General features: G+C 51.3%; 18 protein-coding genes and 1 pseudogene. 8 read left to right on the top strand and 11 right to left on the bottom strand.

Annotation, left to right across the window (positions count from 1 at the left end; genetic code table 11):
* Nucleotides 1-170: 170 nt before the first annotated feature.
* Both G4551_RS12025 and G4551_RS12030 read right to left on the bottom strand, forming a co-directional pair.
* Nucleotides 171-1580 (bottom strand): aminotransferase-like domain-containing protein, encoded by a 1410-nt coding sequence (locus tag G4551_RS12025; RefSeq protein WP_003836140.1) that lies wholly within the window; start codon nucleotides 1578-1580, stop codon nucleotides 171-173.
* A gap of 92 nt (nucleotides 1581-1672) precedes the next feature.
* Nucleotides 1673-1864, bottom strand: a pseudogene (locus G4551_RS12030) (type II toxin-antitoxin system HicB family antitoxin); the annotation flags it as partial.
* A 234-nt stretch (nucleotides 1865-2098) separates the two neighbouring features.
* On the opposite strand from G4551_RS12030, the gene G4551_RS12035 reads away from it, so the two are divergent.
* The 4 genes from G4551_RS12035 (at nucleotide 2099) to G4551_RS12050 (ending at nucleotide 5057) form a co-directional block, all read left to right on the top strand.
* Entirely contained in the window at nucleotides 2099-3502 is a 1404-nt protein-coding gene (locus G4551_RS12035) for a cytochrome ubiquinol oxidase subunit I (RefSeq protein ID WP_003836135.1), read from the top strand.
* The gene (cydB, locus tag G4551_RS12040; protein WP_003836133.1) at nucleotides 3502-4512 is read left to right on the top strand and encodes a cytochrome d ubiquinol oxidase subunit II; all 1011 of its coding nucleotides are present in this window, start codon (nucleotides 3502-3504) and stop codon (nucleotides 4510-4512) included. The genes G4551_RS12035 and cydB overlap by 1 nt, the downstream gene beginning before the upstream one ends.
* A complete protein-coding gene (locus tag G4551_RS12045) occupies nucleotides 4512-4637 on the top strand; it encodes a DUF2474 domain-containing protein (RefSeq protein WP_003020230.1) in 126 nt (41 codons plus the stop codon). Before cydB ends, G4551_RS12045 begins: the two co-directional genes overlap by 1 nt.
* A 189-nt stretch (nucleotides 4638-4826) precedes the next feature.
* Nucleotides 4827-5057, top strand: a complete 231-nt coding sequence (locus G4551_RS12050) for a DUF2554 family protein (protein WP_003836131.1) — start codon at nucleotides 4827-4829, stop codon at nucleotides 5055-5057.
* On the opposite strand, the gene G4551_RS12055 is transcribed toward G4551_RS12050, so the two are convergent.
* Nucleotides 5054-7021: a peptidase U32 family protein gene (locus G4551_RS12055; RefSeq protein ID WP_003836129.1), complete on the bottom strand. Its 1968-nt coding sequence runs from the start codon at nucleotides 7019-7021 to the stop codon at nucleotides 5054-5056. The genes G4551_RS12050 and G4551_RS12055 overlap by 4 nt on opposite strands.
* 79 nt (nucleotides 7022-7100) lie before the next feature.
* The gene (locus G4551_RS12060; protein ID WP_003836127.1) at nucleotides 7101-7637 is read right to left on the bottom strand and encodes a helix-turn-helix domain-containing protein; all 537 of its coding nucleotides are present in this window, start codon (nucleotides 7635-7637) and stop codon (nucleotides 7101-7103) included.
* 104 nt (nucleotides 7638-7741) lie between these two features.
* Here G4551_RS12060 and G4551_RS12065 point away from each other — a divergent pair, with 104 nt between their 5' ends.
* A complete protein-coding gene (locus tag G4551_RS12065) occupies nucleotides 7742-8908 on the top strand; it encodes a benzoate/H(+) symporter BenE family transporter (RefSeq protein WP_003020244.1) in 1167 nt (388 codons plus the stop codon).
* Here G4551_RS12065 and G4551_RS12070 read toward each other — a convergent pair.
* Nucleotides 8891-9760, bottom strand: coding sequence for an AraC family transcriptional regulator (locus G4551_RS12070; protein ID WP_003836123.1), 870 nt, complete (start codon nucleotides 9758-9760; stop codon nucleotides 8891-8893). The two genes, G4551_RS12065 and G4551_RS12070, sit on opposite strands and share 18 nt — an antisense overlap.
* Nucleotides 9761-9945: 185 nt before the next feature.
* Between G4551_RS12070 and G4551_RS12075 the strand changes: the two genes are divergently transcribed.
* Nucleotides 9946-10854: a DMT family transporter gene (locus G4551_RS12075; RefSeq protein ID WP_003836122.1), complete on the top strand. Its 909-nt coding sequence runs from the start codon at nucleotides 9946-9948 to the stop codon at nucleotides 10852-10854.
* 37 nt (nucleotides 10855-10891) lie between these two features.
* Here the strand turns inward: G4551_RS12075 and G4551_RS12080 are convergent, their stop codons facing one another.
* From G4551_RS12080 to tehA, 3 genes are all read right to left on the bottom strand, one after another.
* Nucleotides 10892-11563, bottom strand: a complete 672-nt coding sequence (locus tag G4551_RS12080) for a DUF3313 domain-containing protein (RefSeq protein ID WP_003020253.1) — start codon at nucleotides 11561-11563, stop codon at nucleotides 10892-10894.
* Nucleotides 11564-11731: 168 nt separating this feature from the next.
* Nucleotides 11732-12328, bottom strand: a complete 597-nt coding sequence (tehB, locus tag G4551_RS12085) for a tellurite resistance methyltransferase TehB (RefSeq protein ID WP_003836119.1) — start codon at nucleotides 12326-12328, stop codon at nucleotides 11732-11734.
* Nucleotides 12328-13329 carry a dicarboxylate transporter/tellurite-resistance protein TehA gene (gene tehA / locus G4551_RS12090; protein WP_003836116.1) on the bottom strand — a complete coding sequence of 334 codons (1002 nt, stop codon included), beginning with the start codon at nucleotides 13327-13329 and terminating at the stop codon, nucleotides 12328-12330. Before tehA ends, tehB begins: the two co-directional genes overlap by 1 nt.
* Before the next feature lie 113 nt (nucleotides 13330-13442).
* Between tehA and ydcK the strand changes: the two genes are divergently transcribed.
* A complete protein-coding gene (gene ydcK / locus G4551_RS12095) occupies nucleotides 13443-14423 on the top strand; it encodes a YdcK family protein (RefSeq protein ID WP_003836115.1) in 981 nt (326 codons plus the stop codon).
* Here ydcK and rimL read toward each other — a convergent pair.
* A complete protein-coding gene (rimL, locus tag G4551_RS12100; protein WP_003836113.1) occupies nucleotides 14415-14960 on the bottom strand; it encodes a 50S ribosomal protein L7/L12-serine acetyltransferase in 546 nt (181 codons plus the stop codon). The genes ydcK and rimL overlap by 9 nt on opposite strands.
* A 218-nt stretch (nucleotides 14961-15178) precedes the next feature.
* Here rimL and alr point away from each other — a divergent pair, with 218 nt between their 5' ends.
* Nucleotides 15179-16405 (top strand): alanine racemase, encoded by a 1227-nt coding sequence (gene alr, locus G4551_RS12105; RefSeq protein ID WP_003836111.1) that lies wholly within the window; start codon nucleotides 15179-15181, stop codon nucleotides 16403-16405.
* A gap of 66 nt (nucleotides 16406-16471) precedes the next feature.
* Here alr and G4551_RS12110 read toward each other — a convergent pair whose 3' ends face one another.
* Nucleotides 16472-16696, bottom strand: a complete 225-nt coding sequence (locus G4551_RS12110) for a YdcH family protein (protein WP_003020276.1) — start codon at nucleotides 16694-16696, stop codon at nucleotides 16472-16474.
* 167 nt (nucleotides 16697-16863) lie between these two features.
* Nucleotides 16864-18519 (bottom strand): glucan biosynthesis protein D, encoded by a 1656-nt coding sequence (locus G4551_RS12115; RefSeq protein WP_003836107.1) that lies wholly within the window; start codon nucleotides 18517-18519, stop codon nucleotides 16864-16866.
* Nucleotides 18520-18630: the final 111 nt, after the last annotated feature.

Raw genomic sequence — 18630 nt, forward strand, 5'->3', positions numbered from 1 at the left:
GGGGGTAATCTTCTGGAGTATAGACAAGGAGTTAGACGCAGAGGTGGCAATAGTATTAACTATTGATATTTTGTATGGCCGCACCCGATATAAATAATACCGTGGTTCAGCATTCACTATTTCGAAAATAAGAATGCGCTATTCATTTATATTGAATAGCGCGTTATGGTTTATTTCATCATTTCACGAATTAATTTGCCAAGCTGTTTTACGGCCAGCTCTTCGCGCTCTCCCCAGTGCCATGCAGTATTAAAACGAAAAAAACGTGTCCAGCTTCCCGAGGTCGAGAACATTTTCCCCGGCGCAATGCTGATGTGGTGTGCCAGCGCATGGGTACTGAGCACACCAGCATCAAGCGGTTCCGGCAGCTCCAGCCACAGAAAATAACCGCTGTCGTTGTGGTGAATTTTGACTTCCGCCGGAAGATGACGCAGCAGCGTTTGCCAGGCCTGTTGTTTACGTTCCGCCAACTGCCGACGCAAGCGTCGCAAATGCGCGTCATAGCGCCGGGTTGAAAGATAATCAACAAGTGCAAGCTGCATGGGCGAACTGGTAGATAAAGTACTCATTAGCTGGAGCCGCTGAATACGCCGGGCATGTTTCCCTGCAGCCACCCAGCCAATACGAAATCCTGGCACCAGACACTTCGAGAAAGACGAACAATGCAGAACGCTGTCGGCGCGATCCCAGGCTTTGGCAGGTAGCGGTTTTTCGCGGCCAAAGTACAGCTCGCTGTAAACATCATCTTCAATCAGCATTACGTGGTATTTTTCCAACAAGGCAACCAGACGCGCCTTTTTCTCTGCGCTGAGCGTAAAACCCAGCGGATTTTGGCTGTTGGTCATTAGCCAGCAGGCTTTTACCGGGTACTCCTGTAACGCCTGCTCCAACGCGGCAAGATCGATCCCCTCGTTAACGTCGGTGGCTACCGACAGCGCCTTCAGACGTAATCGCTCCAGGGCCTGCAACGCTCCGTAAAAACAGGGGTTTTCGACAATCACCCAGTCACCCGGTTCAGTGACAGCTTGCAGGCTCAGGTTGAGGGCTTCCAGCGCGCCGGTGGTGATGACGATTTCGTCCGGCGAAATGGTCATCCCCTGTTGAGCATAGCGACGGGCAATGGCATGACGCAGCTCAGCATTCCCCGGCGGCAGGTTTTCAATCACACTCATGGCGGTGGCGGTTTTACTCACCTGCGCCAACGAGCGGTTCAACTGTTGAAGTGGAAACAAACGCGGGTCGGGGAATGCTGAGGCAAAGGGCATCACTGACGCATCCCGGCTGGCCTGCAACATATCAAAAATATAGGTATTGATATCCACCGCTTCGTCGCGCATGACCTGTACCTGCGGCGCTGCCAGTTCACGTTCGGGGCGCGCGGCGACATAATAACCAGACTGCGGCCGGGCGATAATCCGCCCCTGGCTTTCCAGCAACTGGTATGCGTGTCCGACGGTCATAAAACTCATTCCGCTGCTGACCACTTGCTCACGCAAGGAAGGCAAGCGATCGCCTGGCTGCCATACGCCAGACGCAATTTGATCGCGAATTTGCTCTGCCAGTCGCTGGTACTTTTTCATTTTTGATCCTGATTACCGGTGTCGGTGACAATCACTGTGTATATCAGTTTACATAATCAGGGTGTTTTTTATAACTGTTATAGTTAACAGTTTTACAACATCGTTAACGCCAGCTCTTTGCCTAAGGCGCGCGCAGCAATCTGCACGGCATCAATTTTTGTCGTGTGCTTTAAATCAAATAAACGGGTGATCTCCTGCTTAGGTCTGCCGATCCTGTTCGCCAGCTCCTGCTGGGTGATTTTTGATTCAAGGAAGGCATTCAGCAGAAGAACCTTTATACACACAAAGTAAACATTTATGATTACCTTTTAATTACCTTGCTATTAATATTGCAGAATTACTAACGTGGGGAGGACGCTATTTAATAACAGGAATCCAGCTTCCAGATTTCATATCAGCGTGTACAACCTATAACAACACTGCAACTGTTATGGTTAAAAAGAACTGTTCTGTTTCTGCCCCGCATTGCTTCTCAGGCTTAGAATTGCGCCAAATCAATTTTGCCTGCGGAGTTAATCATGTTCGGTCTTGACGCGTTTCACCTGGCGAGGATCCAGTTCGCGTTTACGGTATCCTTTCACATCATCTTTCCGGCCATTACCATCGGCCTCGCCAGTTATCTGGCAGTACTTGAGGGGTTATGGCTAAAGACGAAAAATCCCACCTGGCGTTCGCTATACCATTTCTGGTCGAAAATATTCGCCGTAAACTTTGGTATGGGTGTAGTTTCCGGGCTGGTGATGGCTTATCAGTTCGGTACCAACTGGAGTGGTTTTTCCGAGTTCGCCGGTAGCATCACCGGGCCGCTTCTGACCTATGAAGTGCTCACCGCCTTCTTTCTTGAAGCGGGCTTCCTTGGGGTAATGCTGTTTGGCTGGAACCGGGTTGGCCCAGGGCTTCACTTCTTTGCCACCTGCATGGTCGCACTGGGTACCATTATTTCAACCTTCTGGATCCTCGCCTCTAACAGCTGGATGCAGACACCGCAAGGCTATGAAATAGTTAACGGCCAGGTCGTTCCCGTTGACTGGTTCGCCGTTATTTTCAATCCTTCATTCCCTTATCGTTTACTGCATATGTCCGTTGCCGCTTTCCTCAGCAGCGCGTTGTTTGTCGCAGCGTCGGGGGCATGGCATTTATTGCGCGGGAATAACACCCCGGCTATTCGCGCAATGTTCTCAATGGCGCTATGGATGACGTTAATCGTCGCCCCGCTGCAGGCTTTGATTGGCGATATGCACGGTTTGAATACGCTGAAGCATCAGCCGGCAAAAATTGCTGCGATTGAAGGGCACTGGGAAAATCCGCCCGGCGAACCAACCCCGCTACTACTTTTCGGCTGGCCGGATATGGAGCAGGAACGCACCCGCTATGGGCTGGAAATTCCTGCCCTGGGTAGTCTGATCCTGACCCATAGCCTTGACAAACAGGTCCCGGCACTAAAAGAGTTTCCTAAAGAAGACAGGCCTAACTCAACGATGGTGTTCTGGTCGTTTCGCATAATGGCCGGGCTAGGCATGCTGATGATCCTGCTGGGCGCTTTTGCCCTGTGGCTGCGCTATAAGCAGCGTTTATACACCTCGCGCCCTTTCCTGCGCTTTGCCTTGTGGATGGGCCCCTCAGGTCTGATTGCCATCCTTGCCGGTTGGGTGACCACTGAAGTTGGCCGTCAACCGTGGGTGGTTTACGGTCTGCAACGTACGGCGGATGCGGTTTCCGCACATGGTAATTTACATATGAGCATCAGCCTGCTGTCCTTCTTTGTGGTGTACAGCTCAGTGTTCGGTGTGGGTTACAGCTACATGATACGCCTGATCCGCAAGGGGCCACATGAAGATGACCCAACAATTCCGCCAACCGGCACGCCTGCCCGGCCGCTTTCGGCTGCCGTCCTTGATTCTCAACCGGAGGCTCATCGCTAATGGGTATCGATTTATCAGTTATCTGGTTTGTGATTATCGTGTTCGCCACGCTGATGTATATCGTGATGGACGGTTTTGATCTCGGGATTGGCATTTTATTCCCCGCGATTCGGGACGCTGATGACCGCGATGTGATGGTTAACAGCGTCGCTCCCGTATGGGATGGGAATGAAACCTGGCTGGTGCTGGGCGGGGCCGGGTTATTTGGCGCGTTCCCGCTGGCCTATGCGGTGATTGTCGATGCGCTGACGATCCCATTGACCCTGATGCTAATCGGCCTGATTTTTCGCGGCGTCGCGTTTGAGTTTCGCTTCAAGGCCACGCCGGCGCATCGACCATTCTGGGATAAAGCCTTTCTCAGCGGTTCAATTCTGGCGACATTCACCCAGGGCGTGGTGGTGGGTGCCGTACTCAACGGATTTTCCGTTACCGGACGCAGCTACAGCGGCGGTCCTTTCGACTGGTTGACCCCGTTCACGTTGTTCTGCGGCGTTGGCCTGGTTGTAGCCTATGCCCTGCTGGGGGCGACATGGCTGGTGATGAAAAGTGAAAATCCGTTGCAGGATAAAATGCGTCGCGTGGCCAAAAAACTGCTGCTGGCAATGTTGATTGTGATTGCCATTATCAGCCTGTGGACACCACTGGCGCATAGCGCGATTGCCGAGCGTTGGTTTAGTCTGCCCAACCTATGGTTCCTGATGCCGGTTCCGCTGCTGGTTGCGCTTATCAGCATCTGGCTGTGGCGTTCGCTGGGGCAACATAACTGCCATACGCTGCCTTTTGTATTGACACTGGGGCTGATTTTCCTCGGGTTTAGCGGGCTGGGGATCAGTATCTGGCCACACATCATTCCGCCGTCCATTACGCTCTGGCAAGCGGCGGCTCCGGCGCAAAGTCAGGGCTTTATGTTGGTTGGCGCACTGCTGATTATCCCGATAATCCTGGTGTACACCTTCTGGAGCTACTACGTTTTCCGCGGCAAAGTTCAACATGGTGAGGGGTATCATTGATGCAACAAACAATCTGGAAACGCCTGATGTGGCTGGTGATCCTCTGGGGCGGCAGCGTGCTGGCCCTCGCCGCTGTTGGTATGTTCTTTCGTCTCCTGATGACGGCCGCCGGATTTAAGTCCTGAATCTCTCCCTGATAACACCCGGGCAGTGCTGCACTGCCCGGGTGTTACAAATCCCAACATCGACTAAACAAAAATGTAAAAAACATCAAAATGACAAAACAGAGATTGTCATTATCCCGATTAAAATATTGAATAGTCACCAGGCGGAATTATCGCCAATTCCGCAGCTAACGTACCAGAGGGTGGATGATGTTTAAGAAAGGGTTAACAGTGTTATTGCTGGCCAGCGCGCTTTTTTCCGGTCAACTTTTCGCTACTAATCAGGGACATGAATATCTTCAGGTGCAGGATGCCGATCATTTACTACGACACACGGCCGACAGTGATGAGCTGCGAGTGACGGCGGAAGAATCCGCCGCCGATCTTCGTGAACGCCATCACTGGCAAAAATCACGCAAACCCGATACGCATCTGAGCTAACGATTAACCTTACGCTTCGGCAGTGTCTTCATCAGTTCTTCCGGACTGACCGAAGCCACGACGCTACCCGGCAACGGCATCTTCAGAATGTGATGTTTCATCTTGCCGATCACGTGCATTTCGCACGGTCGGCAATCAAATTTCAGCGTCAGGACTTCATCGCCGTTAACCAGTTGCATCGGTGTCGCTTTCCAGCTCTTGATGTTCCCTTTCGCCTGTTTCGGACACAGGTTAAAGGCGAAACGCAGGCAATGTTTGGTGATCATCACCGGTACTTCGCCCTTTTCTTCATGCGCTTCATAGGCTGCATCAATCAACTGAACGCCATAACGGTGATAAAACTCACGCGCTTTTTGGTTGTAGACGTTAGCCAGGAAACTCAAGTGCGTTTGCGGATAAACCGGCGCTGGCTGGGATACTGGTTTGCGGCTACCGCGCTTATAGCTTTGCAGGCGCGCTGCATCCAGCATATCAACGGCTTCACGTCTTAACTGATTTAGTTGACCGTTTGGCACGAACAGCGCGCCCGGCAGATTCACCTGAATATTGCGGGCGTAGTACATCGTCTGCCCAAGTTTTGCCAGTCCGTCCTGTAGGTTACTCAACGCTTTTTCCGCATTGTTCGCTTCCTCAAACTGGCCATCCAGCGTATGGGTAATGCTCACGCCCTCTTCACTGGTGAGCGTCAGAATCAACTGCTCCTGCCAGCCGCCGAGCTCAATATCGATCGCAACACGGCGTTCGCTGGAGGTTTTGGTTAACGCTTGCTGCCAGTTATGATCGAGGTTGCGATTCAGCGGATGATGCGGACGCACTTTGTGCAGATCGGCAGGCATTTCATTCGGCCATACCCGATAACGATTGTTCCCCGTTTTTTCCACGGTGTTGGCGCGGAATCCAACAACCTCACGTTTGATTAACACGTTCAGGCCATCCCCGTTAGCCAGCGGTTCTGTCACCTCAACATCGAGATGATCTTTCGCCACCTTCAGGACTTCGCCGACCGGCAAACCGATAAACTTTGGTGAGTCGAATGCGCCGATATCCCCTTTACGGGCATTCACAAAATAATCGGTGCTGCCACGATGGAAGGTTTTCTCCGTGGATGGGGTAAAGAAATGTTCGGTACGTCCCGCTGATGAACGGGCCAGGTCGCCGCGCTCTTCAATGATGGCATCGAGCATCTGGCGATAATGCGCGGTAATATTCTTTACATAACTCATGTCCTTATAGCGCCCTTCAATTTTGAAGGAACGCACACCTGCGTCAATCAATGCGCCGAGGTTGGCGGTCTGATCGTTGTCTTTCATCGACAGCAGGTGTTTTTCATAGGACACCACGCGTCCCTGATCGTCTTTCAGGGTATACGGCAGACGGCAAGCCTGGGAACAGTCGCCACGGTTAGCACTGCGTCCGGTTTGCGCATGTGAAATATAACACTGACCTGAATAGGCAACGCACAGCGCGCCGTGAATGAAAAACTCAATGGTCGCATCGGTAGCCTGATGGATGGCGTTAATTTGCTCAAGGCTCAGTTCGCGCGCAAGGACAATCTGGGTGAATCCGACATCAGCAAGAAATTTCGCCTTCTCAACGCTGCGAATATCACATTGGGTGCTGGCATGCAGTTCAATCGGGGGAATATCCAGTTCCAGAATCCCCATATCCTGTACGATCAGAGCATCAACACCGGTCTGATACAAATCGGTAATTAACCGCTGCGCGGGTTCCAGTTCATCATCGTGCAAGATAGTATTTAGCGTCACAAAGATTTTCGCCCCATAGCGATGGGCGAAAGGCACCAGTTCGGCGATATCTTTCAGGCTATTACTGGCGTTATGGCGCGCGCCAAAACCCGGTCCACCAATGTAAACGGCGTCTGCGCCGTGCAAAATGGCTTCGCGCGCAATGGCGGTATCCCGAGCCGGGCTTAACAATTCAAGGTGATGAGGCTGCTGGCGCATACAGTTGTTACCATCCACAAGCGGTAAAAATGGCGGCTATTGTAGTCACAAGCGCAGCTTTTCGGAATAGTTTTCCCGATTAACTGCGCGGGTAATGGATCAGCGAATGAAAGTGCACCGTTTGTTCGCTGCTGTTACGGTAACTGTGTGCCATATCTCCGGCGAAACGGACACCCTCACCAGATTTAAGGGTGCGCCACTGCCCCTCAATACACATATCCAGCAGACCATTAATCACCACCACGTGCTCTATTACGCCGGTCTCATGCGGAGTAGATTCACTGAGCGCGCCGGGCGCCAATAGTATCGAAAAATGATCGAAGCACAGTTGAGGATCCCACGGGAACAACGGCGTGACGACCATTGCCTGCTGCTGGGGATCGAATGTTAGCGTGCCGTCTGACTCTGGTGGTGAAATAAACGTTGAAAACGGGACGTTCAGCCCAGTGGCAATTTTCCACAATGTCGCCACCGTTGGACTGGATTCATTACGTTCAATCTGCCCCAGCATCGCTTTTGAGACGCCAGTTTCCTCCGCCAGACGCGAAAGACTCCATTCCCGCTGGTGACGTAATGTCCTGAGCGTTGTGGCCAGATAGTGGGTTAAGTTGTCCATTTTCTCCTTCGTCGCTCTCCTTACTCGGGGCTACAGTTTAGCACTTGTACGCTATAACGCACAGTGCTACAGTGATTGACCGTTATAACGCACACGGAGTGAATATGCGTGCATTCTCCATCCCCCTGCCCACTGTATTATCGGGTTTTGTGGCGGTCCTGGTTGGCTATGCCAGTTCGGCGGCCATTATCTGGCAAGCGGCACTCGCCGCAGGTGCGACTACCGGGCAAATTGCAGGTTGGATGACCGCACTGGGGTTAGCAATGGGGGTCAGTACGCTGGTGCTGACATTGTGGTATCGCGCTCCTGTACTTACCGCATGGTCAACGCCCGGTGCCGCGCTGCTGGTGACGGGCCTGCACGGGGTATCTATTCAGGATGCCATCGGCGTTTTTATCGTGGCTAACGCGCTGATTGTGCTGTGCGGCGTAACCGGACTGTTTGCCCGCCTGATGAAAATCATTCCCCACTCGCTGGCATCTGCCATGTTGGCTGGGATCTTACTGCGTTTTGGTTTGCAGGCATTTAATAGCCTGAACAGTGAGCTTATTTTGTGCGGTAGTATGCTGGTGGCATGGCTGGTGCTAAAAGTTATTGCCCCAAGATATGCCGTTATCGCTGCGATGTTAGTGGGTATTGCCATCGCCTTGATGAAAGGTGACATTGTCACTAATGATGTTAATCTGTCACCGGTTATCCCAGCGTTTATTACCCCGCACTTTTCATTAGCCCACAGTATCAGCATTGCACTACCGTTATTTCTGGTCACTATGGCTTCGCAAAATGCCCCTGGTATTGCGACCATGAAAGCATCAGGATATTCGTTACCCGTTTCCCCTCTGATTGTTTTTACGGGTCTACTGGCGCTGCTATTTTCACCTTTTGGCGTCTATTCCATCTGCATCGCCGCCATAACCGCCGCAATTTGCCAAAGTCCTGAAGCGCATCCGGATGCAAATCGGCGCTGGCTCGCCGCAGCGGCAGCAGGCGTCTTCTATCTTCTGGCTGGGGTGTTTGGCGGTTCGGTTACAGGACTGATGGCAGCCCTGCCCGTAAGCTGGATCCAGATGCTTGCTGGTCTTGCATTACTCGGCACGATTAGCGGTAGTTTATATCAAGCCTTACATAATGAAGCTGAACGCGATGCGGCCATCGTAACTTTTCTGGTTACGGCCAGTGGTCTGACGGTATTTGGCATTGGGTCTGCATTCTGGGGGCTGGTTGTCGGCGGTATTTGCTACGCAGTGTTGACGTTATTTCGCCGCGCGTAGCTGCGTTGGTGTTTTACCTGTCACTTGTTTAAACCGGTTACTGAAATGACTCGCCGAGCTAAATCCGCAGGCCATTGCAATATCCGACAGGCTGCGTGATGAATAACAGACCAGTTGCTGCGCCAGTGCCATACGGCGTTGCATGACGTACTGATGCGGCGCCATATTCATCGACTGGCGAAACATTCTGGCAAAATGGAATTCGCTTAGCGCTGCCTCACCAGCCAGATCGCTCAACGTTATGGGATACGCCAGATGTGCTTCAATATAGGCCAGCACGTTGCGCAAGGTGGCAGGTGCAAGCCCTCCGGTAACAACGGGAAGTCGCCATTGAACGTTGCTGTAATGCTGGATCAGATGCGTTAACAGTAGTGAAGATGCCGCGCTAAGCGTGAGGTGATTAGCGGGTTGCAGCCAGTCGTTACCAAGTAAAAACTGACGGTAAACCGCCGTGATCCCCGGGTCGCTGCCAAAAGTATGCTCGTCCAGCGTGAAGCTATAGGGGCTTTTGTCCCAGACTTTTTCACCCACTTCGCGCAGGTGAGCGTCGGTACAATAGAGATGAACAAAGGAAAGATCGTCGCGAATATCCCAACTGGATTCGCTCTCTTTTGGCATCAGGCAAAAACGATCCGGTCCGCCGCCATTCTTCCAGCCTCCCGCCGTTTTGTGATAACTCTCGTAGCCATCCGCGATGTATAAACTGAGCGTGTGGTGATCGCAATACTGGGTAATGGTGTCGCGCTTGTTTGACCAGGCAGCCAGTTGGATCCCCGAATGTAACGCAACTGATTCATGCAGCACGGCATTGTGTTTGCGTAAGTTTTCAAAGGCACCGTAGGGCTGAGACATACCATCACATTCAAAATAAGTTAGCAGGCTTTCAGTCTATATCAGCTACATATCGTTAACAGCTTCCTTTTCACCTTTACACTAAAAAAAGCGCAAGATTTTGCAAGTCCACCGCAAGCCGATGAAAGCCCCCTGCTACCCGACGTGGCACAGTGTGCGCCTGAAGACCAAAAAGAGAGAGTTGTATGAACGGACTGTTGTACTGCCTGGTGGTGGTGATTTGGGGAACGACATGGATTGCGATTTACCTGCAACAAGGCCCGGTTGCGGCGCCAGTTTCCATCTTCTGGCGCTTTGCCATCGCCAGCACCGTGATGATAGCCATCCTGCTGATCAGCGGGAAATTGCGTAAGCTTTCCGGACGCGACCATCTGTTTTGTCTGTTACAAGGTGGATGCGTTTTTTGCTTTAACTTCTGGTGTTTTTACACTGCCGCTGCGTGGATCAATACCGGTCTCGAATCCGTCATTTTCTCGATGGCGGTCCTGTTCAATGCGGTTAATAGCTACCTGTTTTTTGGTCAAAAACCACCAGGACGCTTTTATGTTGCCGCCGGGCTGGGGCTGACAGGTATTGTCACCTTGTTCTGGCAGGATTTGGTCAACAGCGGGTTGAATCACTCGCTGCTGCTGGGGATTGGTTTAAGCGCCCTCGGCACTTTTGGTTTCTCACTGGGCAATATGATAAGTCTGCGTCATCAGAAAAAAGGTCTCGAGGTGATGACCACCAACAGTTGGGCGATGCTGTACGGCACTGTGTTGATTGCTACCATTGCGTTGGTGCGCGGCGACAGCTTCACGCCACAGTGGACCTTCAGTTATCTCAGTGCGCTGTTGTATCTGGCTATTTTTGGTTCGGTAATCGCCTTCGGCGCCTATTTCACGCTGGTCGGACGCATTGGTCCCAGTAAAGCGGCATACAGTACACTGCTTTTTCCACTGGTGGCGCTAACGCTGTCTACGTTGTATGAAGGGTATGTCTGGCAGGTTAATGCGATTGTGGGATTAGTATTGATTTTGCTGGGGAATCTGGTGATGTTTGCCCGACCAGAAGCGCTAATGGGTAAACTCGTATATCGTCGCCGGGCGGCATAAAAGAACGCACCATCCAGGGATGGTGCGTTCTTCGTTATTATTGTTTTTTGTTTACGTCAAACATGGAAGCATCAGTCGCCATGTCATCAACAACTTTCTTCAACGTTTCGAACGCCATCGGCGTACTTTCGTTGTTCAGGTCTTTACCTTCACCCTGACGTACAACTTTAATGACAGGTTTATTGGTTGCCGCATCAATCAACTCACCTTCGAAAAAGAGGTGCGTGTCCATGGTACGGTGCCCCGTCGCCATTTGCGTACCCGCAACGAGCAGTGCAACCGGGACCACTTCATAGAACTGCAGCCCTTCTTTGCTGGTAGCAACACCGGTGATTGCCCCGCGGAAAATCAGACTGCGCGAGCCTGGAGTCGTAACCAGCGGTTTACGTTTTGCCAGGGCAGTTTTCATTTGGGTATTGGTATAGCTCAACAGCTTATCAAGAACCTGCTGACCGACCTGGGTGGTTGGTTTAGGAACCGGATAATACGTGATCGGGTTATAAACGATGTTATCGTATTTAGACTCATTAAAGTTGGGATCAACCCAACGCAGCACCGGCTGTCCGGTTGCAGATTTTGTTTCCTTCAGGCCGGAGTAATCTTTTAAAAAACCTGAATATTTATCAGGCTGCGTTATTTTTGAAGCACAGCCTGATAACGCCAGTAAACCCGTAAGCACTGCAACTTTAAATAAAGTTTGAGCACGCATGGAACGATCCCTTAGTATTTGCAGATATGCATCTGAAATAATAGCAAAAGGAAATCATTTTGGATGAACTAAAAATGGTAAGGCCCGCACAATTTTATCTTAACGTTTTCTTAATATTCAGCACGAAAAAAATGCTGAACGTAGAAAGAGTTATCACAAATGGGCAGGTCAGACCGTTTTACGCGCCAGCATTGTTGCAAAGCGTAGTTTAATTCGGTTGCCGTGCTCATCCGTACGATGAAGCTCACCTACGTCTTCGTTATATTTCAGCAGATCCCAACCTGTGTAGTAACGGCGTAACTCCCCTGTTTTAAACGCAAACGGGAACCCAACGGTGCACGGAAAATCATCGGTATCCATTGCCGCGACGATCAGGTTATACCCACCAGGATTGGTGCAGCGCTGCATATTTTCAATCAGGCCCGGGATGGTTTTCGCGTCCAGGAACATCATCACCACGGTAGAAAGAATAAAATCATATTCACCGTCAAAGTTTAGCGCATTGAGATCCGCCACCTCAGCGTGCAGATTAGTCAGCCCTTCCGCGTTTTTAATGCGTTCCAGATTGGCGATGCTCATCGGATTCTTGTCCCATGCGGTAACGTCATAACCGTTGGCCGCCAGGTACAGACTGTTACGGCCATTCCCGCAGCCCAGATCTAACGTTTTGCCCGGGGCAACAATTTTCGCCGCGTCGACGACATCGGAATGCGTGCGGGTCAAATCATATTTCTCAGTAAAGTAGTTTTCGTCACAACGGATCATTATTTATCCTCAGATTTCAGTAATGCAGCACGTTCGGTGCGAATAAGCAGTTTTCCCTGCATCAGCAATGCAAACGTACGTATCAGTAACAGCGCAATGATAAAATTGGTAAAAATAAACAGCGGGATCGCCAGCGTATGAAAAAAACCTGACTCGCTGCCGTGCCCTAAATGCAGCCCCGTAGTCGCCAGTGCCGACACGCCGAACGAGAAGCTCCAGAAAGACGCATTAAACGGCTGTGACAAATACCACGGCATCAGGCGTAGCATGAACAGAAGTTGCAGCAGACCATAGCCGAACAGCATTTTGGCTAACGTATCTCCCTCGCCACCGTTCACACTAAGCCACGCGCTACAGGCGACCAGCGCGGGTGCCAACTGTATACCAAGTGAAGTCCGTAAAACCGTCGGCAGCTCGCCGCAGCTTCGTAAACGCTGCAGAATAACCGGCTCGAGGCTGAGCCAGGAAAATACCCCTGCGCCCAAAAACACCAACCCGGCATCATTGAAGCCAAGCGCACCACAGGCCATGGCGCTGATAAAGTTATTGGCTACGGTTGGCAGATACAGACCCGGTGTGGTGGCCTCTTCCGGGTGCTCGCCACGCCATAATCCAGCCGTTTGCCAGGCCGCATACGCCAGCTGTATCACCACGCCGATGCTGAACAACACAATCGCCAGCGATCGATACCACGGGACAAAACCAATCGCGACCAGCATCGTTGTAGCCGGAAACAGACTGACAAAACTGCTCATCACCGGATGACGAATTTCCGCCAGTACGCTATGAGGAAAATGCAGTAAACGACTAATAAAGGCCAGCGTCAACAATCCCCAGATGACCATCGCAAGGATCACTAAACCGTCGCCAATCCAGTGGCTTACAGGCCATACCTGGCTGGCATATCGCCACGCGAACCCCATCCCGATGATGCCCAGTACCATGCCAAAATAACCGGCTGGAAGATTGAGGACTCGCTCACTTTGCTTGTTCTTACTCATTTTGTTTATTTTTTAAAGTATATTTGAAATACATTTTATGGAATTTCCACGAATTTAGCCAGTACGGAAAACTTTGCTACGTTTAACTAAGGTGCGCAACATGGAAATGAGCTATGACCAAATATCGTCTGGGCGATGAACCTCGCGCCTTTAGTTACCAGGATAATGGCAATAAAAAGAGCGTATTACTACGCCAGATAATTGCGCTCATTGATTTTAATGATGTCAAAGCCGGTACGCTCGGTGGCTGGATTGATGATGAAAGCGTGCTATCGCAAAGTGGCGATTGCTGGATTTACGATGAGAATGCGCTCGCGTTTTCCGGCGCGACGATATCCGGAAATGCCCGTATTACACAGGCAAGCGTGGTCAGAGATGGCGCGCAGATTGGTGATGCCGCCTGGATTGACCGAGCAGAAATCAGCCATAACGCGCAAATACGTGACAACGTCACCATTCGGGATTCTGTTGTTCGCGGTGAGTGCCTTCTCTGCGGTGATGCGCGCGTTGTGTGTGACTCTGAAATTATCGCCGCCAGAGGACTTACTCGTGAAAACGACCAGCTCCTGCAAATTTACGATCGGGCGATAGTCAGCAATTCACGCGTGGTGCATCAGGTGCAGATCTATGGTGATGCAATTATCAACTATGCCTTTATAGAACATCGGGCTGAAGTTTTTGATTTTGCACGGGTAGAAGGTAACGAAGAGAATAATGTCTGGATCTGCGATTGCGCTAAAGTCTATGGACATGCGCGTGTCATCGCCGGAACTGATGAAGACGCCATTCCTACCCTGCGCTATAGCTCGCAGGTGGCGGAACACGCGGAGGTTGAAGGTAATTGTGTGCTGAAGCACCATGTGCTGGTCGGTGGGCATGCAAAATTACGCGGCGGCCCAATTCTGCTGGATGGGCACATCCTGATTGAAGGCCACGCCTGTATTCTGGGTGAAGTGCTGATCGAGCATCATATTGAGATAACCGGTCAGGCCCAAATTGAAGCCTTTGATGGCGATGCGATCCATCTGCGCGGGCCAAAAGTGATCAACGGCGAACAACGTATTACGCGCACCCCTATCGCCGGTTTATTCTGAGGAGTCATCAATGATGCGGGCATAGAGATTCACATCATAGTAATCGCCATTGAGGAACTCCGCTTGTCGTAAGCATCCTTCCAGTTGGAAGCCATTGCGCAACGCCACCTGGTTGCTCTTGACGTTATCTACACGACATTTAATCACGAAGCGGCGAATCTCCTGGCGCTGCGCATAATGCTGAATCAATGCCTGTAACGCCTGAGACAGAATACCTTTGCCCTGGTGATCTTCGTCCAGCCAATAACCTATATAAGCGGCTCTGTTCAGCGGTTCTATCTGGTTAAACGAGATAACGCCAGCCACCTCCCCTTGTTCGAAAATAAGGAACATTTTGGCGTAGCCGCGCTGATGCAACATCATATTGCCCTGCACATTCTTGCGGGTGTCCTCCACAGAAGTCACAAACTGCGGCCAGTTCAGCGACTGCTGGAGCCAGACTTTATTTTTAAGCACCAACTGATGCAGAGGGGTGACGTGTTGTTCTTCGACGGCACGCAGTTCCAGCGCGTCACTAACGATAATTATTTCTGACATGTTTATCTCCTTTGCAATCGTAAACGGGGCATTTCTGACTGGCAGTAGCCGATATTACTCTGTTTAGAGTCGGGGAGGTCTTATTTTTATGCTGTAACAGCAATCACTTAGAAAGAATCTCTGGCGTGGAACCCGTTACTCTGGTGATCCGGGTATCCCCTCATGGATAGACCGTAATGATGACAATAACACTTTCACTTTATTGCTAAGGAGCAAGCATGGCAGCACCTTTGGGTCGTTTAGCACTTATTCCGCTTTTACTGATTACCGCCTGTCACCAACCCGTTTCCTCCACTCAAGCAGGCCCCGTTCCCTTTGCAGTCAATCAGCATCAGGTCGTGGATAATACCACGCTGGAAATTTCCCGTAGCGCACTGGAATATAACATTCATAAAGTTCAGCAACTGCTGGCAGATAAAACCCGGATGTGCGCCATTCTTAAAGGAGACGCGTATGGCCACGATCTCTCACTGGTAACACCGGTGATGATGAAAAACGGCGTGCAATGTATTGGCATCGCCAGCAATGAGGAGATTAGAACCGTTCGCCAGTCAGGCTATACATCACAGCTCATGCGCGTTCGCAACGCGACGGAAAAAGAGATGCGCCAGGCAGCGGACTTCGATACCGAAGAGCTGATCGGTAATCTGGATATGGCTAAGCGTCTGAGTGCCATTGCTCAGGAGAAAGGTAAAATCATTCGTATTCATCTGGCACTGAACTCTGGCGGTATGTCGCGTAACGGTCTGGAAGTCAGTACCGCTGCAGGTCTGGAAGAAGCCCGCGCCATTTCCGCATTACCCGGCCTGAAAATTGTTGGCATCATGTCGCATTTCCCGGAAGAAGATGCTGCGGTGGTTAGACGCGATCTGGCCCGTTTCAACACGCAATCGGCCCAGGTACTGAAAATTACCGGGCTTAAACGCGAAGATGTCACCCTGCATGTTGCGAATACGTTCGCCACCCTGACCGTTCCTGAATCCTGGCTCGACATGGTCCGTGTTGGCGGTATTTTTTATGGCGATACCATCGCCAGCACCGAATACAAACGCGTCATGACATTTAAATCCGCCATCGCGTCGGTAAACCATTACCCCAAAGGAAACACCGTCGGATATGACAGAACCTATACCCTTAAACGTGATTCCGTTCTGGCCAATATCCCGACAGGTTATGCCGATGGTTATCGCCGTGTATTCAGTAACGCGGGACACGTGCTGATCCGCGGCCAGCGGGTTCCGGTCCTGGGTAAAACATCCATGAATACCGTGATCGTCGATGTGACCGATTTACCGCAGGTTGCATCTGGCGATGAAGTGGTACTGTTCGGTAAACAGGGAAATGCGCAGGTTAGCGCAGAAGAAGTCGAAGAAATTAGCGGCGCGCTGTTCACTGAAATGTCGATCCTCTGGGGGGCGACGAACAAACGCGTGATGGTCGATTAACACCTAAAACAGGAAGGGCTTCCTTTTCTCGCTGGAAGCCCTTTTACACAGCAAGCGCCATTCTACTTAGCTCTCACTGACACTCTCTCTTTGCAAAATTTTGAGCAAATCTTCCTTCAGGTGGAGTTTCTGTTTCTTAAGACGAACAATGTCCAAGCTATACCCCCGACCATCCGAACCTTCCAGTCTGGAGATCTCATGATCAAGGCTGTTGTGTTTTTCGAATAAGGACAGAAAGCGAGGGTTCTCGGATTTCAGTCGGGAAATAAGGTCTCTATATTCTGGAAACATACTTTCTCCCTGTTAGTGGACAAGAACGTGTATAAGAAATACACACTCACAGAGTACCCATTTGCCATACAGAAAAATGCGAACAGGATCGAGTAAATAGTGTACAGAGTCGTTATGAGGATGAATGCAGATACGGCTCCCCATCAGGAGAGCCGTAAAGAGAGTGATTAACGCATCTCGCGGTCGTCAACGTACTGACGTTTATCCGGCGCTGGTGGGAAGTACTGATACAGCCAGGTTTCGCTGATGGCGTCACCCTGACAACGCAGGAACATACGCATATCTACCGGATCGGTTGAGTCAGAGGTCGGATACCAGTCAAACTGAATGCGATAACCGTCGATTGGTTCCACGTAGAGGATCTCAATCTGTTTCGCTTCACCGCTTGAGAGCGTAATCACCGGTTCAATGCCTTTCGGCGCAGCAGCTTTTAGATCGCCACCAACAAAATCAACGGCAAAACGGCGCGCCCATTTTTCCGGGTAGTGCTCGCCCGGCGCCCATCCTTCCGGAAAACCGCCCATGCCTGTCCGGGTCGCCATCACACGAGCCAGCGGTGAACGCACCGGTGGCTGAGCGCTCCAGTACAGGCGATATTTGAATTCCAGCTCATCGCCGGCTTTGATCTTCTTCTCAGGCTGCCAGAAGCAGACAACGTTATCCAGCGTTTCGCCGGTCGTAGGGATCTCCATCAGGCCGATGGTCCCCTTGCCCCACTGGTTGCGCGGTTCGACCCACAGGCTTGGACGCTTGTTATACCAGCCCATGATGTCCTGGTAATGGGAGAAGTCGCGATCGAGTTGCAGCAAGCCAAACCCTTTCGGGTTGTTATCGGTATAGGCGTTGAACTGCAGCTTTTGCGGGTTATTCAGCGGGCGGCAGATCCACTCGCCATTGCCCCGCCACATCGCCAGACGATCGGAGTCATGAATTTGCGGGTGAATAGTGTCGCACATTCGACGCTCATTGTTACCGCAGCTGAACATGCTGGTCATCGGCGCAATGCCGAGCTGCTTGATGTCTTTGCGCGCATAGATGTGGTTTTGTACATCCATAATCACCTGCGTTTTCTCGCAGTGGATCACGAACTTGAATGCACCAGTTACGCTTGGGCTGTCGAGAAGTGCATACACGGTAAAGGAGGTTGCGCCCGGTTTAACCGTCTCGAACCAGAAAGAGGTGAAATCAGGAAACTCTTCTTTGCTGTCGGTGTAGGTATCTACCGCCAGACCGCGGGCCGATAAACCATACTGATAGGTGTCATCCACGGCGCGGAAATAGCTGGCTCCCAGGAAAGAAACGACATCGCGGCGGGCCAGTTCTGGCGCTTTAAAAACACGGAACCCGGCGAATCCGAGGTCAGTCTGCCCTTCCAGCTGTTTGGTATCCACGCCCGCATCGTTATATTTAAACAGTTCCGGACGGAAGTGAATTTCACGCGCCATATGCGTACTGCCATCAACCGAGAACATGCGTACACGGCGACGAAAACCCATTCCCACGTGGAAGAACTGCGCATCAAGCTGACGATTTTCAACGTTGTTCCACAGAGACTGCTCTGCGTCATATTGAATGCTGTTGTAGGCCTGCGGCGTCAGTTTCGCCAGCGTGTCCGGTAACGCGCGCGGTGCGCCGCCCCAGGGTTTCTGTGCTAAGTCATGGGCCATCGATTGCAGAACGGAAAAATCAAAACGTACGGTTTTTCCGTCTGCAATGTCAGACTCTGCCGCAAAGGCGGCGCGGGAAAAGAGTGATGCAATACCACTGGTTCCGCACACGGCGGCCATTGCCATTGAACCTTTAATAAATCGTCTGCGATTCATGCCTGAAAGTGAGTCCTTCTGGTCGTGTAAATGGTCCCGCGCCGGTCAAAATCAGCGGCAAGAGAGTGCACATTTCTGACCGCTCACTCTAGACAAAATTCATTAATAATC

The organism is Citrobacter freundii ATCC 8090 = MTCC 1658 = NBRC 12681 (assembly GCF_011064845.1).
In the GTDB taxonomy this organism is placed as follows: Bacteria; Pseudomonadota; Gammaproteobacteria; order Enterobacterales; family Enterobacteriaceae; genus Citrobacter; species Citrobacter freundii.

What these genes read in the sequence shown, in the direction of transcription:
- G4551_RS12075 (WP_003836122.1), top strand. Translation starts at nt 9,946, where the DNA reads ATGAACGGACTGTTGTACTGCCTGGTGGTGGTGATTTGGGGAACGACA.
- G4551_RS12050 (WP_003836131.1), top strand. Translation starts at nt 4,827, where the DNA reads ATGTTTAAGAAAGGGTTAACAGTGTTATTGCTGGCCAGCGCGCTTTTT.
- G4551_RS12065 (WP_003020244.1), top strand. Translation starts at nt 7,742, where the DNA reads ATGCGTGCATTCTCCATCCCCCTGCCCACTGTATTATCGGGTTTTGTG.
- G4551_RS12045 (WP_003020230.1), top strand. Translation starts at nt 4,512, where the DNA reads ATGCAACAAACAATCTGGAAACGCCTGATGTGGCTGGTGATCCTCTGG.
- G4551_RS12110 (WP_003020276.1), bottom strand. Translation starts at nt 16,696, where the DNA reads ATGTTTCCAGAATATAGAGACCTTATTTCCCGACTGAAATCCGAGAAC.
- cydB (WP_003836133.1), top strand. Translation starts at nt 3,502, where the DNA reads ATGGGTATCGATTTATCAGTTATCTGGTTTGTGATTATCGTGTTCGCC.
- G4551_RS12055 (WP_003836129.1), bottom strand. Translation starts at nt 7,021, where the DNA reads ATGCGCCAGCAGCCTCATCACCTTGAATTGTTAAGCCCGGCTCGGGAT.
- rimL (WP_003836113.1), bottom strand. Translation starts at nt 14,960, where the DNA reads ATGTCAGAAATAATTATCGTTAGTGACGCGCTGGAACTGCGTGCCGTC.
- ydcK (WP_003836115.1), top strand. Translation starts at nt 13,443, where the DNA reads ATGACCAAATATCGTCTGGGCGATGAACCTCGCGCCTTTAGTTACCAG.
- alr (WP_003836111.1), top strand. Translation starts at nt 15,179, where the DNA reads ATGGCAGCACCTTTGGGTCGTTTAGCACTTATTCCGCTTTTACTGATT.
- G4551_RS12060 (WP_003836127.1), bottom strand. Translation starts at nt 7,637, where the DNA reads ATGGACAACTTAACCCACTATCTGGCCACAACGCTCAGGACATTACGT.
- G4551_RS12070 (WP_003836123.1), bottom strand. Translation starts at nt 9,760, where the DNA reads ATGTCTCAGCCCTACGGTGCCTTTGAAAACTTACGCAAACACAATGCC.
- G4551_RS12115 (WP_003836107.1), bottom strand. Translation starts at nt 18,519, where the DNA reads ATGAATCGCAGACGATTTATTAAAGGTTCAATGGCAATGGCCGCCGTG.
- tehB (WP_003836119.1), bottom strand. Translation starts at nt 12,328, where the DNA reads ATGATCCGTTGTGACGAAAACTACTTTACTGAGAAATATGATTTGACC.
- G4551_RS12025 (WP_003836140.1), bottom strand. Translation starts at nt 1,580, where the DNA reads ATGAAAAAGTACCAGCGACTGGCAGAGCAAATTCGCGATCAAATTGCG.
- G4551_RS12080 (WP_003020253.1), bottom strand. Translation starts at nt 11,563, where the DNA reads ATGCGTGCTCAAACTTTATTTAAAGTTGCAGTGCTTACGGGTTTACTG.
- G4551_RS12035 (WP_003836135.1), top strand. Translation starts at nt 2,099, where the DNA reads ATGTTCGGTCTTGACGCGTTTCACCTGGCGAGGATCCAGTTCGCGTTT.
- tehA (WP_003836116.1), bottom strand. Translation starts at nt 13,329, where the DNA reads ATGAGTAAGAACAAGCAAAGTGAGCGAGTCCTCAATCTTCCAGCCGGT.